The following is a 15,841-nucleotide window of genomic DNA, read 5'->3' as shown; positions in this document are numbered from 1 at the left end:
CGTGGGAATGCAGCCCGGGACGCTGCGCGTCCCTTCCAGAGCCGAACGCGGAGCGTCCGTTGAGGCATTCCCACGCAGAGCGTGGGAACGATCAATGGCGGTAATTTTTAACTGAAAGTTCAAGGGTGTTCTTTCGGGCCTCATCGCGGGCAAGCCCGCTCCCACAGTGATGGGTGTCGTTCACAAATCCTTTGGTCTAAGCAGATACCTGTGGGAGCGGGCTTGCCCGCGATGAGGCCGGGACAGCCACAAGGCTCGATGTCAGACCAATAAACAGGCGATGTTTAAACGACACTTCCAGACACTCACCCAGGCTACACATCCTTGCGCCGCTGCCTACGACTGCGCCAGAATCCGCCGGCTTGTGCGTCTAAGGGCCGGGCTTTATCGTTTCCGGGTCGCTGAAAAACAGCGATCGGGTTTGGTAGCCCGCTGTCCCACATGACGCATAGCGTCACCTTATGCAGGTGCTTTTTCGGCATTTGTTTTGATGGTGGCCATGCGCAGGGCGCCCTCGGGCGCGCCGGTTTTTCCATGTGGGCCGGTCTACCAACCTTCGTATGGCCGCCACCCTTCGTTTGGTAGCGAGGGTGATGGCTCCTTTAATCACATATGGAGTTCCATCTATGTTCAAACCTACACCGAACCCACCGGAAACCGATCCAACCTCCCCCTACGAATCCCTCAATTCCAAAAAACTCAACGAAGCCGCCGACCGCGCCCTCGATTACTACCTCAAACCGGACATTCCCAAAGACACCAAACGCAAGCCCAGCACCATTTACCACGTCGGCACCGAAGTCGATAACGAAACCCTGCTGGTCAACGCCTGCGAATCCCTCGCATCAGCCAGCATGATGCTCAGCGAGTTCGCCGGATTGATGGACATGCCACATCGCAACATGATGTTGGGGATTCAATCGGTGGTCATGCTCGGGGAGCTGGCAGTGAACCGGGTGCTGGATAACCTCGATCCGCGAGGCTAGCGAAGAACCTGTAACCGATCGTTCCCACGCTCTGCGTGGGAATGCCTCAACGGACGCTCCGCGTGCGGCTTTAGATGGTACGCAGAGCGTCCCGGGCTGCATTCCCACGCGGAGCGTGGGAACGATCACATCGCACTATCCCGCAGTTTCCATGCTCAACCCAAATGCCGACCCAGCATCCGACTCAAGCGCTCATGCACCCCCAACACATCCGGCATCACCGAAGCCAATCTGAGCAAGTCATGGGTCAGCCCCGGGCAATGTTCGAGTTCGACATTCACCCCTTGCGCGCGCAGTTTATCGACGTAGGCCTGGCCTTCGTCGAGCAACGGATCGAACCCGGCCAGCAACACAATCGCCGGCGCCACCCCGTGCAAGTCCTCAGCCAGCAACGGTGAGAAGCGCCAGTCCAGCAAATCTTCGGGGCTGCGGGCGTAGTGCTGGTAAAACCAGTCCAGCGTGTCGTTTTCCAGCAGATACCCTTCACCGAACAACAAGCGCGAATCGTGGGTGCGCGAGGCATCCGTGACCGGATAACACAGCAGCTGCACCTTGGGGGCGATGGCCACGGTGTGTGGCTGAACCACCGCTTGCAAGGCCAGCACCGTCGCCAGCGTGGCACCGGCACTGTCACCGCCGAACGCGACGCGACCGGCATCCAGCCCCAGGGCCAGCGCCTGTTCCGCCAGCCAGGACAAGGCGTCTTCACCGTCCTCCAGCGCTGTCGGGAAACGATGCTCCGGAGCCAGCCGATAGCCAACCGACAACACCGCGCACGGCGTACGTCGGCAGAATTCGCGGCAGACTCCGTCATGGGAATCCAGGCTGCCCATTACAAAACCACCGCCATGAAAATACACCAGCACCGGCATCGGTGCCGTCGCCCCGCTCGGGCGATACAAACGCAACGCTAGCGGCGCACCGTCCCGGGCCGTGGTGTTGACCTCCAGCACATCAAGATCCTGAGGCGCATTCCAGCGCAACTGCGCGGTGGTTTGTTCGAAGATCGCCCGGGCTTCGACCGGCGTCAGTTGATGCAGCGCCGGCTGGCCTGCGTCCTGGCCGTCTTGCGCCAGGTCGAGGAAGGCTTCCAGATCAGGGTGTAACGACATCGAAAGAATCCTTATGTCCGTAAAAAAAGGGGCATGCCTGAGCAACGCCCCTAACGATGATTAAACCCCCGGCCCTCAGCCCACCCGCGCCATGCAATGCTCGATCAACGCCTCAAGCTCGCGCTGATAATCCTGCATGAGCCGCTCCACGGTGCTGGCCCGATAACGTTGGCTGCTATAGATGCAACGCAGCGCCAACTGACCGTCGTACACCTGGCCGACAACCTCCAGCCAGTTGCCCAGATTGGCCTGCAAGCTGTAGTTGTCGCCGCTTTCCTCCAGCGCCGGCACCAGCAAGGCCTGCTCGTCGAAGCTCTGGTCGAACTGCCCCAGATAGTTGAACGTCACCCGTGCCTGCGGCAGGTCGGCCAATTGGCGGGCCCGTTGCGGGCCGGCCAGGTGACGCAACACGCCGTAGCCGATGCCCTTTTGCGGGATGGCCGCCAATTGCGCCCGCACGTTGACGATCGACGCGCCGATGTCCGTGTTGTCGGGGGTAAGCCGGACCGGGAACATGCTGGTGAACCAGCCCAGGCTGCGACTCAGGTCGATGTTCTCGAACAGGTCCTCGCGGCCGTGCCCTTCCAGCAGAATCAGCGCCGACTGCTGTTCGCTCCAGCGGCACAACGCCCGGCTCAGGGCCGATAGCAGCAAATCGTTGATCTGCGTGCGATAGACCGCCGGCGCTTGCTTGAGCAACTGCTCGGTGAGCTCGCGAGACAACTTGAGCCGCGCCTGAGCCTGATGACGCACCTGATTCTTGCCGCGACGGTTGTCGCACGGCAGGTCGATCCCCGGCTGATCCAGTTGCTCCAGCCAGTAGGCCAATTCCTGCTCGGCAATCACCGGCGCCTGCGCCTGCAACGCTTCGGCAAACGCACGATAGCTGCTGGTGCGGATCGGCAGTTGCGGTTCGATGCCCATCACGCAAGCCTCGTAGGCCACCTTCAAATCGTCGAGCAAAATCCGCCACGACACGGTATCGACCACCAGATGGTGGATGACCATCAACAGCCGCGCCTGGCCATCCGGCAAGGCGATGTGCACCACACGCCAGGCCGGTCCATCATCGAGTTTGAGGCTGCGCTGAGCCAGGTTGGCCAAGGCTTCGACCTGCTCGCTGTTCTCGGCCTCACGACGCCACAGCATCGGCTCGCGGCGCTCGGTCGGTGCGGCGTAGCGCTGCAACCAGCGCCCGCCTTCCTGACAGAAGCGCAGGCGCAAGCTGTCGTGGTGGTTTTCGATCCAGCCCAGCGCCTGTTCCAGCGCATCCAGATCCAACACCTGACGCGCACTCAGCAAAAACGACTGGTTGTAGTGATGAGACTCGGCCATGCCCTCGGCAAAGAACCACTCCTGGATCGGCAGCAGATTGAACAGCCCTTCACTGGCGACATGGGTGAGGTCCGCCGCCGGTTGCGCGGTGCTCGCTTGGACCACGTTCTGTTCGACGATGCCCGCGATGGTCTGGTAGCGCATCAGATCGCGCAGCTTGAGTTCCATTTGCAAAGTCGGGTGGTTCCTGACCCGGGAAATCACTTGCAGGCTCAGGATCGAGTCGCCGCCCAGTTCGAAGAAGTTGTCGCTGATACCCACCTGCTCCACCTGCAGTACCTGCGCCCAGATGTCCGCCAGCAGGTGTTCCTGCTGATTACGCGGGGCAATGTATTCCTCGCTTTTGAACTCCGGCTCGGGCAATGCCTTGCGGTCGAGCTTGCCGTTGGGGGTGACCGGGAAGGCACTGAGGCAAACGATCTGCGCCGGCACCATGTATTCCGGCAAGGTGCTGCGCAGAGCAGCCTTGAGTTCATCACCCAACTGCTGGCCAGCATCAGTGACGACATAACCGATCAGTTGCTTGCCGGAAGCATTGTCCCGGGCGATCACCAGCGCATCGCGGACCTGCGCCAGTTGCCGCAGGCTGGCCTCGACTTCGCCCAGTTCGATGCGGAACCCGCGCACCTTGACTTGATGGTCGATGCGGCCGACGTAATCGACCACGCCGTCCTGGCGCAAGCGCACCAGATCGCCGGTGCGGTACATCCGCTCGCCGCTGGCAAAGGGGTTGGGCACGAAGCGTTCACAGGTCAGGTCTGGCCGACCGTGATAACCCCGGGCAACCCCGTAGCCGCCGATGTACAACTCGCCGGCAAAACCGGGCGGCAGCGGATTCAGTTCTTCATCCAGCACATACAGGGAACGTGCGCCCACTGCCCGGCCGATCGGCGCATAGGCCGCTTCACACCGCGCGCTCACCGGCACTTTCCACAGCATTGGCGTGACCACGGTTTCTGTCGGGCCATAGCCGTTGGTGAAGTACTCGGGACGCAGCGCCGCCTTGACCTGTTCGAAGGTCTGGTCCGGCACCGCATCGCCGCCGAAGCAATAGATGCGCACCGGTGGCGGCGCAATTGCGCTGGCCGCGGCGTACTCGGCCAGTTGCTTGAGATAGGCCGGCGGGAAGCAAGCGATGGTCACGCCGTACTCGTGCAGCGCCCGGTAGGTCTGCTCCGGGGTCCACAGGCAACCGTCGCGCACCACCAGCCGGCCACCGCTGTACAGCGTACTCAACCAGCGCTCATGGGCACCGTCGAAGGCGAACGACATGAAGTGCAGTTCGCAGCTGCGGGGGTCCATTTCATACAGTTTGGCGATGGCCTGACAGTGCATGCTCAGTGGCCCTTGGGTGACCGCCACGCCTTTTGGCCGGCCGGTAGAACCCGAGGTGTAAACCAGATAGGCCAGCCCTTGCTCCAGCACGCGATACACCGGCGCCTCATCGGCATAACGGGACTCGTCGAGCTGATCCAGCTCAAGGCGCAACAGGCCCTCGGGCGCCGGTAACGTTGCCCGCAGGCTGCTCTGGGTCAGCAGCAGCGCCATGCCGGAATCTTCGATCATGTACGCCAGACGCTCCGGCGGATAATCAATGTCCAAAGGCACATACGCCGCGCCGCTTTTGAGCACGGCGAGGAAGCTGACGACCATTTCCAGCGAACGCGGCAGCGCCACGCCGATCACCACTTCTGGCCCCGCGCCATGCTCGATCAAGCAATGGGCCAGACGATTGGCCCGGCGTTCCAGTTCGCCGTAGCTCAGGCTCAGCCCGGCGCATTGCACCGCAATGGCCTCGGGCTGAGTCAGTGCGTGTCGGCTGATCAGCTCCGGCAATAGCTGTGGCTGATGATCCGCTGGCGGCTCGGCGCTCCAGGTTTGCATCGCCTGCCATTGCTCGAGCGACAGGCGCTGCAGGTTACCCAGGCGTTCGTCAGGCGCGCGCATCATCGCCTCAAGGGTGTTTTCCAGGGTCAGGCGGATACCCTCCACCGCCTCGGCACTGAAGTGGCTGCGCAGGTACAGGTATTCAATCGACAATTCGTCGCCGAGCGTCACCGCCAGGTCCATCGGCACGTTGGTCACGTCATGGCCGATGGATTTGCCGAAGCTCAGGCCGCTATCGTTGTCTTCTTGCAGGCGGTCGTCGATCGGGTAGTTCTCGAACACGATGATGCTGTCGAACAGCGCCTGCCCGCCCAGGCCGGACCAGCGTTGCACGTCCGCCAACGGAGCCTGGGAATGGTCGCGGATATCCAGGTTGTAGGCCTGGAGCCGGTTCAGCCAGTCTGCCAGAGGCTGATCCGGTTCCAGCGTCTGAATGATCGGCAAGGTGTTGATGAACAGCCCCAGCATGTTGCCGACATTGGGCAAACTCTCGGGACGCCCGGACACCGTGGCACCAAAGGTCACGGTGTTTTTCCCGGTGTAGCGCTGCAACAGCAGCAACCAGGCACCCTGGATCAAGGTGTTCGGGGTAATCCGCAGATCGCGGCAGAACTGCAGCAGACGACCGGTCTGTTGCGCGTCCCAATGGGAGTAGATGGCGTTGTGGCCGGGTTCATCGGACACATGCCGTGGATGGATCGCCTGGCTCAGCGCCGTCGCCTCGTTGACCGGGGCCAGCCGGGCTTTCCAGAACAGCTCCCGGGCGTCCTGGTCCTGGGCTTGCAACCAGGCGATGAAGTCGCGGTAGCGGCCATTTTCAGCGCTGATTTCACCCTTGGCGTAGTGCTGGATTACCTCACCAAACAGCCGCGAACTGCTCCAGCCGTCCATCAGGATGTGGTGACTGGTCCAGACCATCTGATACTGATCTTCAGTGCTGCGAATCAATAACACTCGCTGCAGTGGCGCCTGGGTCAGTTCGAAGCCTCGCGCGCGGTCCTCGGCGGCCCGCGCGGCGATGTCCGCCTCGCTGGCGTCGCGATCGCGCCAGTCGAGCACCTGCAAATCGAGCGTCGCCTGACGCTGGACAATTTGCAGCGGTTTGGCCAAGCCATCGTGCCAATGGAAGCTGGTGCGCAGGATGGCCTGACGCTCGATGACCGCCTCCCAGGCCTTGCGGAAACGCTCAACATCCAGACCGCCCACCGGCAAACTGATCTGGTTGACGTACAGGCTGGAACCATTGTCCGACAAGGTGTGGAACAGCATGCCCTCTTGCATCGGCGACAGCGGATAAATGTCTTCGATCCGGGACGGGGCTATCGGCAAGGCGTCCAGCCGGGCCTGATCCAGATGCGCCAACGGGAAGTCCGACGGCGTGACGCCGTGGCTGTCCGGCTGGCAGCAATGCTCGATCAGCAGCTCCAGTTCCCGGGCGTACTCCTCCGCCAGGCGTTCGATGGTCGAGGCGTTGAACATGTGCGTGCTGAACGACCAGCCGACACTCAACTCGCCGCCATACACCTGGCCATTGAGCGTCAGCCAGTTACCCAGCAGCGCATCGTCACTGTGCTCTGCGCCTTTGCCCTCATCGGCCGGCACGAACAAGGCACCGCTCTGGCTATCGAAGCTACCGTCGAACTGGCCCAGGTAGTTGAAGGTGATACGCGGTGTCGGCAGGATCCGCAGCGACGCCTGGCAAGCCTCGTCCCCCAGATAACGCAGCACACCGTAACCAATGCCACGATCCGGAATCGCGCGCAGTTGCTCCTTGATTTGCTTGATCGAGCCGGCCAGCTCCTGGGTCGGGGTCAATTTGACCGGGAACAGGCTGGTGAACCAGCCGACCGTGCGGGTCAGATCGAGGCCGTCGAACAGATCTTCACGACCATGGCCTTCGAGCTGAATCAGCACCGACGACTGCTCGCTCCAACGGGCGATCACCCGGGCCAGCGCCGTCAGCAACAGGTCGTTGACCTGTGTGCGGTAAGCCGCCGGGGTCTGTTGCAGCAGTCGTCGGGTCAAGGTCGGGTTCAGGCGACTGTAAAGCGTCAAGGCATGGCGGCTCTGCAGGCTGCCCTGGGGATTATCTTGCGGCAGCGATGCGCCGTCCGGGCACTGCGCCTGCCAGTAAGGCAGTTGTCCAAGCAGCGATTCACTGCGGGCATGAGTTTGCAATTGCTCCGCCCACTGCTTGAAGGACGTGGTCTTGGCCGCCAATGCCAACGGTTCGCCGGCCAGTAACTGGCGGTAGCTGCCCTGCAAATCCTCCAGCAGGATCCGCCACGACACACCATCGACCACCAGGTGATGAACGATCAACAACAAGCGCTGTTCGCCCTCGGGCAAACTGAACAACACCGCGCGCAACAACGGGCCTTGTTGCAGATCCAGGCTGCGTTGGGCTTGTTCGGCGACGCGTTCCAGGTGGGCGGCATCACGGACCGATTCCAGCCACAACGGTGACAGGCGCTGCTGTTCCACGGTCCGATAGCTCGCCGACCAGCCACCTGGGGTTTGGGTAAAGCCCAGGCGCAGGCCGTCGTGATGATCGATCAGCGCGTGCAAGGCCTGCTCAAGTGTCGCGGCCAGCAGAGGGTTCAACGGTTTGAGCAGCACCGACTGATTCCAGTGATGACGCTGCGGCAAGGGTTGCTCGAAGAACCATTGCTGGATCGGCAGCAACGGTGTCTCACCTGTCACCGGGCCTTGATCGATTGGCGCCAGGGCTTTGCCTAGCTGCGCGACAGTGGCCAGCCCCTGGACGGTCTGCTGCTGGAACAGATCCTTGGGCGTGAAGCTGATGCCCTGCTGACGCGCCCGGCTCACCACCTGAATGGAAATGATCGAATCGCCGCCCAGGGTGAAGAAGTTGTCGGTCACGCCAACTCGTTCGAGTTTCAGAATGTCTTGCCAGACTCCGGCAATTTGCTGTTCCAGCGCGGTGCGCGGTGCCACGTAATTGCGCTGCAATGGGTTAGTGTCCGGGGTCGGCAAGGCTTTGCGGTCGAGTTTGCCGTTGGGGGTCAGGGGCAATTGTTCGATGAACAGCCATTGCGCCGGCACCATGTAATCCGGCAGATGCGCCTTGAGTCCGGCCTTGAGCGCTTCGCTCAGATCGTCCTGCTGTTGCGGGCTCAGGTCGGACTGCGTCGGTACCACGTAAGCCACCAATTGCTGACCGCTATGACCTTCCACTGCCAGCACCACGCCTTCGCGCACGCTGTCGTGAGCCAGCAGGCGCGCTTCGATTTCACCCAGTTCGATACGGAACCCGCGCACCTTGACCTGATGGTCGATACGGCCGACGTACTCGATCACACCGTCTTCACGCAAACGGGTCAGGTCGCCGGTGCGGTACATCCGCTCGCCGTTGCTGGCCAGCGGGTTGGGCACGAAGCGCTCGGCGGTCAGGCCCGGGCGGAACAGATAGCCACGGGTAATGCCGTCACCGGCCAGGTACAACTCGGCGGCAACGCCAATCGGCGCGGCCTGCAATTGGGCATCGAGCACGTGCGCGGTGGTGTTCACCAGCGGCCGGCCGATGTTGGCCTGGCCGCCGGCTTCGCGGCGGGTGCAAGTCGAATAGGTGGTGTCTTCCGACGGCCCGTACAAATCGTAAACGTGCTCGACCGAGGTCTCGCGATACAGCGTGTCCACCAGCGCTTGCTTGAGCGGTTCACCCGCAAGATTGATGATGCGTACGCCTTGGGGGACCTGCCCTGCGCGCTGCAAAGCCGCGATGGCCGACGGCACGGTGTTGATCAGGCGCACCTGATCGCGCTCCGGCAGCTCCGGCAATTCCAGGGCATTGCGCGCCATGATGATCGAACCGCCGCGGACCAGGGTGACGAAAATCTCCCACACCGACAGGTCGAAGCACACTGAAGTCGAGGCCAGCACGCCTTGCAGGTCTTCTTCGCTGTACACCTCGTGCGACCAATGAATCAGCGCCTGTACGTTGCGATGCGCAATCGCCACGCCCTTCGGTTTACCGGTGGAACCGGAGGTATAAATCACATACGCCAGGTTGGCGGAGTCGATCCGGGGTTCAAGGTTGAGCGGCGCCAGATCGGCAAAAGCCTGCCCACCCGCCTCGACCCACACCACTTGCGCCTGGGTCTCGGGCAACTGCGACAGCAAGTGCTGCTGAGTCAAAAGAACCCGCGCCTGACTGTCGTCGAGCATGTAGGCCACGCGATCCGCCGGGTAGTCCGGGTCCAGCGGCACGTAGGTGCCACCAGCCTTGAGCACCGCCATCAGGGCAATCACCAGTTCGGCGGAACGAGGCATCGCCACGCCCACGCGGATTTCCGCACCGACACCCAGGGTTTGCAGATGACGGGCCAATTGGTTGGCGCGGCGATTGAGTTCGGCATAGGTCAGCTCGGCACCGGCATGGCGCAAGGCAATCGCCTGTGGCCGCGCTTCGACTTGGGCTTCAAAGCCTTGATGGATCAAGGCTTGGGTCGGATACGCGGCGTGATGGTCATTCCATCTGGCCAAGGTGCGCAGCTCGCTCGCCGGCAACAGGCCGATCTCGCCCAGCAAGCGTTGCGGTGCGTCGAGGAACTGGCGCAGCACTTCCTCCAGATGACGGGCCAGGCCGACAATGCTGCGCTCGGCGAAGTGCTCGGTGAGGTAGTTGAAGTCCAGGCTCAACACCTCGCCGGCACCGGCGATCAGCGTCAGGCCGTAGTTGGTTTGCTCACGGTGTTCGAGACCGCTGAAACGCAGTCCACCTGGATTGGCCTCCAGGGTGTCGGACACCGGGTAGTTTTCGAACACCAGCAAGGTGTCGAACAACGCTTCGCCGTTGAGCGCGGCCAGCCGTTGGATGTCTTGCAACGGCGTCTGCTCGTAATCGCGCAGCAGCAGGTTCTTGTCCTGCACGCTGCGCACCCAGTCGCGGACACTGCAGGTCGCTTGCGGGCTGGCGATCACCGGCAGGGTATTGATGAACAGGCCCAACTGTTGCTCGATACCCGGCAGGTCCACCGGGCGACCGGACACCGTCGCGCCGAACGCGACACTGCTCTGCCCGGTATAGCGCTGCAATACCAACAGCCACGCAGCTTGCACCAAGCTGTTAAGCGTCACTTGCTGCTGGCGCGAGAAACCGTTGAGGCGCTGGGTGAAGGCGGCGTCAAAGGTCAGCTTATGCACGCCTTTGCCGGGGCCGGGCGCGGTTTGCCCGTGGCAGGCCGAGGCCAGCCGCGTCGGCTCGTCCAGTTCGGCCAACTGCCCGCACCAGAAGGCTTGCGCCGCGTCCTTGTCCTGGCGTTGCAGCCAGGCCAGGAAGTCGCGATATCGGCCTTGGGCACTCGGCACCGGATGCCCGGCGTAATCCTGCAGCACTTCGCCAAACATCCGCGAGTTGCTCCAGCCGTCCATGAGAATGTGGTGGCAGGTGAAGATCAGGCGATGACGGTCATCGTCGGTGCGCAGCAGGCACAGGCGCAGCAGCGGCGGATTCTGCAAGTCGAAACCGCGTTCGCGATCGGCCAAGGCACGGGCCTCGAGCACGGTTTGCAGGTCCGGTTCGGCGCGCACATCCACTTCCGGCATTTCCAGGGTCAGCTGGCGATAGATCACCTGCAACGGAGTATCGAGGCCGTCGCGGCCCCAGATGAAACCGGCGCGCAGCACTTCATGACGGTCCACCACCCGCTGCCAGGCTTGCTGAAAGCGCGGTACATCCAGCCCGTCGATATCCAGCAGCATCTGATAGACGTAAGCGCTGGCGTCGGCGTCGTACAAGCTGTGGAACAGAATGCCCTGCTGCATCGGCGCCAGCGGGTAAATGTCCTCGATCCGCTGCGCGGCGATTGGCAGGCTGTCCAGATGCGCTTGGGATAACCCGGCCAATGGCACATCGGAAGGGGTCAGGCCGCCGCTCGGATGACTCAGGCAATGCTCGATCAACTCACCCAGCGCCACTTCATAGGCGCGGGCCAGGGCGTTGATGGTCGCCTCTTCGAACACGTCAGCGCTGTAGGTCCAGGTCAGGCTCAATTGCCCCTGGTAGACGCGGCCGTCGATGGTCAGCCAGTTACTCATCGGCGCCTGTTCGTCCTGCCCGGCGCCCTTGTCTTCGGTGGCCGGCACCCACAGGGCGCCTTCGTCGAAGTTGTTATCGAACTGCCCCAGGTAATTGAACGTCACCTTGGGTTGGGACACGCCGCTCAGGGCCGCCTGCGCAGCGTCGCTGCCCAGATAACGCAGCAACCCATAGCCGATGCCTTTGTTGGGGATCGAGCGCAGTTGTTCCTTGATGCCCTTGATGGACGCTTCGAGGCTGGCCTGCGGAGTCAGGCGCACCGGGAACATGCTGGTGAACCAGCCCACGGTACGGCTGAGGTCGAGGTCGTCGAACAAGTCTTCGCGGCCATGCCCTTCGAGCTGCACCAGGGCGCTGTCGGAGGCGGTCCACTCACACAACACCCGAGCCAGCGCGGTCAACAGCAAATCGTTGACCTGAGTGCGATACACCGCCGGCGCCTGTTGCAGCAATTGGCGGGTGCGCTCGGCATCCAGACGGGTATCGACGCTGCGCTCGAAACGGTTCTGCAGTTGTCCATCAGGGTTGTCCAGCGGCAAGTCCGCCGGTGCTTCGGCCAGTTGCTCGCGCCAGTAATTCAGCTCGGTTTCCAGCCCGGCGCTGCGCGCATGACCTTGCAGGCGTTCGCCCCAATCCTTGAACGCCGTGGTCTTGGCCGGCAGGCGCAACGGCGAGCCAGCGCTCAGTTGCTGATAGGCGGTTTGCAGGTCTTCGAGCAGGATCCGCCACGACACGCCATCGACTACCAGATGATGGATCACCAGCAACAGTCGCTGGCTGGCATCGGGCAAATCCACCAGAGCCGCGCGGATCAACGGACCGTCGCTCAGGTTCAGGCTGCGCTGCAGCTCCAGGCACAGCGCCGGCAAGGCCTCGCTGTCTGCCAACGCCACAGTGCGCAGCAGTGCGTTTGGCTGATCGACGGCGGCATGTTCTTGCGCCCAGCCACCTGCGGTCTGGCGATAGCGCAGACGCAAGGCATCGTGATGTCGTTGCAGGTGTTCCAGGGCCTGCTCCAGCGCAGCCGCTTGCAGAGGTTCGGCCGGGGTGAGCAGGATCGACTGGTTCCAGTGCTGACGCTGGGGAATGTCGGTGGCGAAAAAATACTGTTGAATCGGGGTCAGCACGGCCGCGCCGAGCACATCACCTTGCATCGCCTGCACCGCATCGCTCTGCTGCGCGACGGTGGCCAGGCGTTGAACGGTCTGGTGCTGGAAGATGTCCTTGGGCGAGAAGCGGATGCCCGCCTGACGCGCCCGGCTGACCACTTGAATCGAGATGATCGAATCGCCGCCCAGTTCGAAGAAGTTGTCGTTGAGACCGACCCGCTCGACTTTCAGCACGTCCTGCCATATCTCGGCCAAACGCTGTTCGAGTTCGCTGCGCGGTGCCGCGTAAGCCTCTTGCACCAGGCTCACATCGGGGTTGGGCAGCTGCTTGCGATCGAGCTTGCCGTTGGCCGTCAGCGGCAGGCGTTCGAGGAATGCCCAGCTGACCGGCACCATGTAGTCCGGCAGGCTTTCACGCAATTGCGCCTTGATCGAATCGCGCAAGCCGCCATGGGCCTCCGCGTCCAGTGGCTCGCTCGGCACGATCCACGCGGCCAGTTGCTGCCCACTGAGCCCATCGACCGCTAGCACCACGGCTTCACGCACCGCGTCATGCTTGAGCAATCGGGTTTCGATTTCCCCCAGTTCGATACGGAAACCGCGAATCTTCACCTGATGGTCGATACGGCCGATGTATTCGACCACCCCGTCGCCGCGCAGCCGTGCCAAGTCGCCGGTGCGGTACAGGCGTTCGCCGGCCACAGCATTGAACGGATCCGGTACGAACCGGGTGGCGCTCATGCCTGGCTGGTTCAGATACCCCCGCGCAAGCCCGGCCCCGGCGATGTACAACTCGCCGATGCACCCTTGGGGCACCAGGTTCAGCGCCTCATCGAGCAAGTACCACGACAGGTCGACAATCGGCGCGCCGATCGGGCTGCTGTGGCTGTGCTGCAAGTCCGCCATGGACAGCGGCCGGTAAGTCACATGCACGGTGGTTTCGGTGATGCCGTACATGTTGATCAGGGTCGGCGCGCGATCACCGAAACGCTCGAACCAGGGGCGCAGGCTCTGCACTTCCAGCGCTTCACCGCCAAACACCACGTAACGCAGCGCATGGTTGCGCGACGAGGCACTGGCCACTTGCATCAGCGGTTTGAACGCCGATGGCGTCTGGTTCAGAACGGTGACTTGTTCATCGCAGAGCAAGGTGTAGAACTCTTCCGGCGAACGGGTGACGTCGTGGGGCACCACCACCAGTTTGCCGCCGTGAAGCAGCGCGCCGAAAATTTCCCAGACCGAGAAATCGAACGCGTAGGAATGGAACAGGGTCCAGCTGTCCTCGGGGCCGAAACCGAACCAGTGATCGGTGGCGCTGAACAAGCGAATGACATTGCCATGGGGCAGCAACGCGCCTTTGGGCTTGCCGGTGGAACCGGAGGTGTAAATCACATACGCGAGATTGTCTGCAGTGGTGCGGCAAGGAGGATTGGCCGTGCTGCTGTCCGGCGGTGGTTGATTCAAGTCCAGACAGGCCAGCCCCGGCGGAATTGGCAGCTGCGCCCGCAGATGTCCCTGGGTCAGCAACAGCTCGATGCCGCTGTCCTCGATCATGTAGCGCAAACGGTCGTCGGGGTAGCTCGGGTCCAGCGGTACATAAGCACCGCCGGCCTTCAGCACCGCGACAATGGCTACGATCATGTCCAGCGAACGCTCCACCGCCACGCCCACTCGCACATCGGGGCCCACGCCACGGGCGATCAGCTGATGCGCCCATTGGTTAGCCTGTTGATTGAGTTCGGCGTATGTCAGCCGTTGCCCGGCGAACACCACCGCCGGCGCCTGCGGATGACGCTCGGCCTGAACCTCGATCAACTGATGAATGCATTGGCTGACCGGGTGCATCACCGGGCTCGGGTTCCAGTGCGCGAGCAGTTGCTGTTGCTGCGCGTCATCGAGCACCGGCAGTTGGGCAATGCGCTGGGGCGGGTCCTGAACGATCGCCTGCAGCAGGTTGCGCCAGTGCTGCGCCAGGCGTTCGATGGTCGAAGCTTCGAACAGGTCGGTGGCGTACTTGAGCACCGCTTCAATGCCATGGGCCTGTTCGGTGGTGTTCAGCACCAGGTCGAACTGCGCGGTTGCGCTTTGCCATTCCAGCGGTTCGATGCTCAAGCCGTTCAACCGCGTCTCGAGACTGATCCGGCTTTCCGCCTGGTGATTGAACATCACCTGGAACAACGGGCTGTGACTCAGGCTGCGTCCCGGCTCCAGGGCTTCCACCAGTTGTTCGAACGGCAGGTCCTGATGCGCCTGGACTTCCTGGGCGGTTTGCCGAACCTGGCGCAGCAGATCGATGAAGCTGGCTTGGCCGTCGACGTCCGCCTTGAGTACTTGGGTGTTGACGAAAAAACCGATCAGACGCTCGATCTCCACGCGTCCGCGGTTGGCCACCGGCACACCGACGCGGATGTCGGCCTGGCCGCTGTAGCGGTGCAACAAGGCCTGGAACGAGGCCAGCAACAGCACGAACAGCGTGACGTTTTCCCGTCGGGCGAAGGCCTTGAGGCTGTCGCTCAGGGTCGGGTCCAGAATCAGGTTGTGACTGGCGCCGGCAAAGCTCTGTTCCACTGGACGCGGGCGGTCGGTGGGCAACTCCAGCACCGGTTGCTCGCCGCCGAGCTTGTGTTGCCAGTAGGCCAGTTGACGTTCCTGTTCGCCGGCCTCCATCCATTGCCGCTGCCACAAAGCGTAGTCGGCGTATTGAATCGGCAAGGCCGGCAGCCCGGCGTCATGCCCGAGGTTGAAACCGGCATACAACTGCACCAGTTCCTCGATCATCACCTGCAACGACCAACCGTCCGACACGATGTGGTGCAGGGTCAACACCAGTACGTGATCCTGCGGGGCGACTTGCAGCAGGGCCGCGCGCAACAGCGGGCCGGTCTGCAAATCGAAAGCTTGCTGGCTCTGGGTCTGGACGAAGGCCTGGATCGACGCCTGCGGGTTTGCCGCCAGTTCAGGGCTCAGCGTGTGAATATCCAGGGCAAACGATCCTGCGGGCAGGATCGTTTGCAAGGGGTGCCCGGCGTCTTGAGTGAACACCGTGCGCAAGGTTTCGTGACGTTCAATCAGCGCCTGGACGCTGCGCTGCAACGCGGCCACATCCAGCGGGCCCTGCAAACGCAGGGCCGTGGGGATGTTGTAGGCCGCGCTGTGCGGTGCCCATTGCCAGAGAAACCACTGGCGCTGCTGAGCGTAGGACAGCAACAACGGTTCTTCAGCCGTGCGCTTGAAAACCGGGGCAATCTCAAAAAGGTTGACGCCCTTCTGCTTGAGCAGAACCGCCAGAGCCTTTCTTTGCTTAGCCGAAAGTTGTCCTACCGACTCGATTAACTCTTGCACGCGTTGTTC

Annotated in this window: 3 protein-coding genes; 1 reads left to right on the top strand and 2 read right to left on the bottom strand. The window is 62.5% G+C overall.

Annotated features, from left to right (window positions below):
- The first annotated feature begins 626 nt into the window (after positions 1-626).
- On the top strand, positions 627-986 hold the full coding sequence (locus BZL43_RS14620; RefSeq protein ID WP_095632963.1) for a DUF6124 family protein: 360 nt from the start codon (positions 627-629) through the stop codon (positions 984-986).
- 155 nt (positions 987-1,141) lie between these two features.
- Here the strand turns inward: BZL43_RS14620 and BZL43_RS14615 are convergent, their stop codons facing one another.
- Positions 1,142-2,098 carry an alpha/beta hydrolase gene (locus tag BZL43_RS14615; protein WP_095632962.1) on the bottom strand — a complete coding sequence of 319 codons (957 nt, stop codon included), beginning with the start codon at positions 2,096-2,098 and terminating at the stop codon, positions 1,142-1,144.
- Between the two features lie 75 nt (positions 2,099-2,173).
- Positions 2,174-15,832 (bottom strand): non-ribosomal peptide synthase/polyketide synthase, encoded by a 13,659-nt coding sequence (locus tag BZL43_RS14610; RefSeq protein ID WP_095632961.1) that lies wholly within the window; start codon positions 15,830-15,832, stop codon positions 2,174-2,176.
- Positions 15,833-15,841: the final 9 nt, after the last annotated feature.

Origin of the sequence: Pseudomonas sp. PICF141 (genome assembly GCF_002286815.1) — a bacterium.
Classification (GTDB): Bacteria; Pseudomonadota; Gammaproteobacteria; order Pseudomonadales; family Pseudomonadaceae; genus Aquipseudomonas.
The sequence above is the reverse complement of the archived record's forward strand: the minus strand, read 5'-3'. Positions and strand labels throughout refer to the sequence as shown.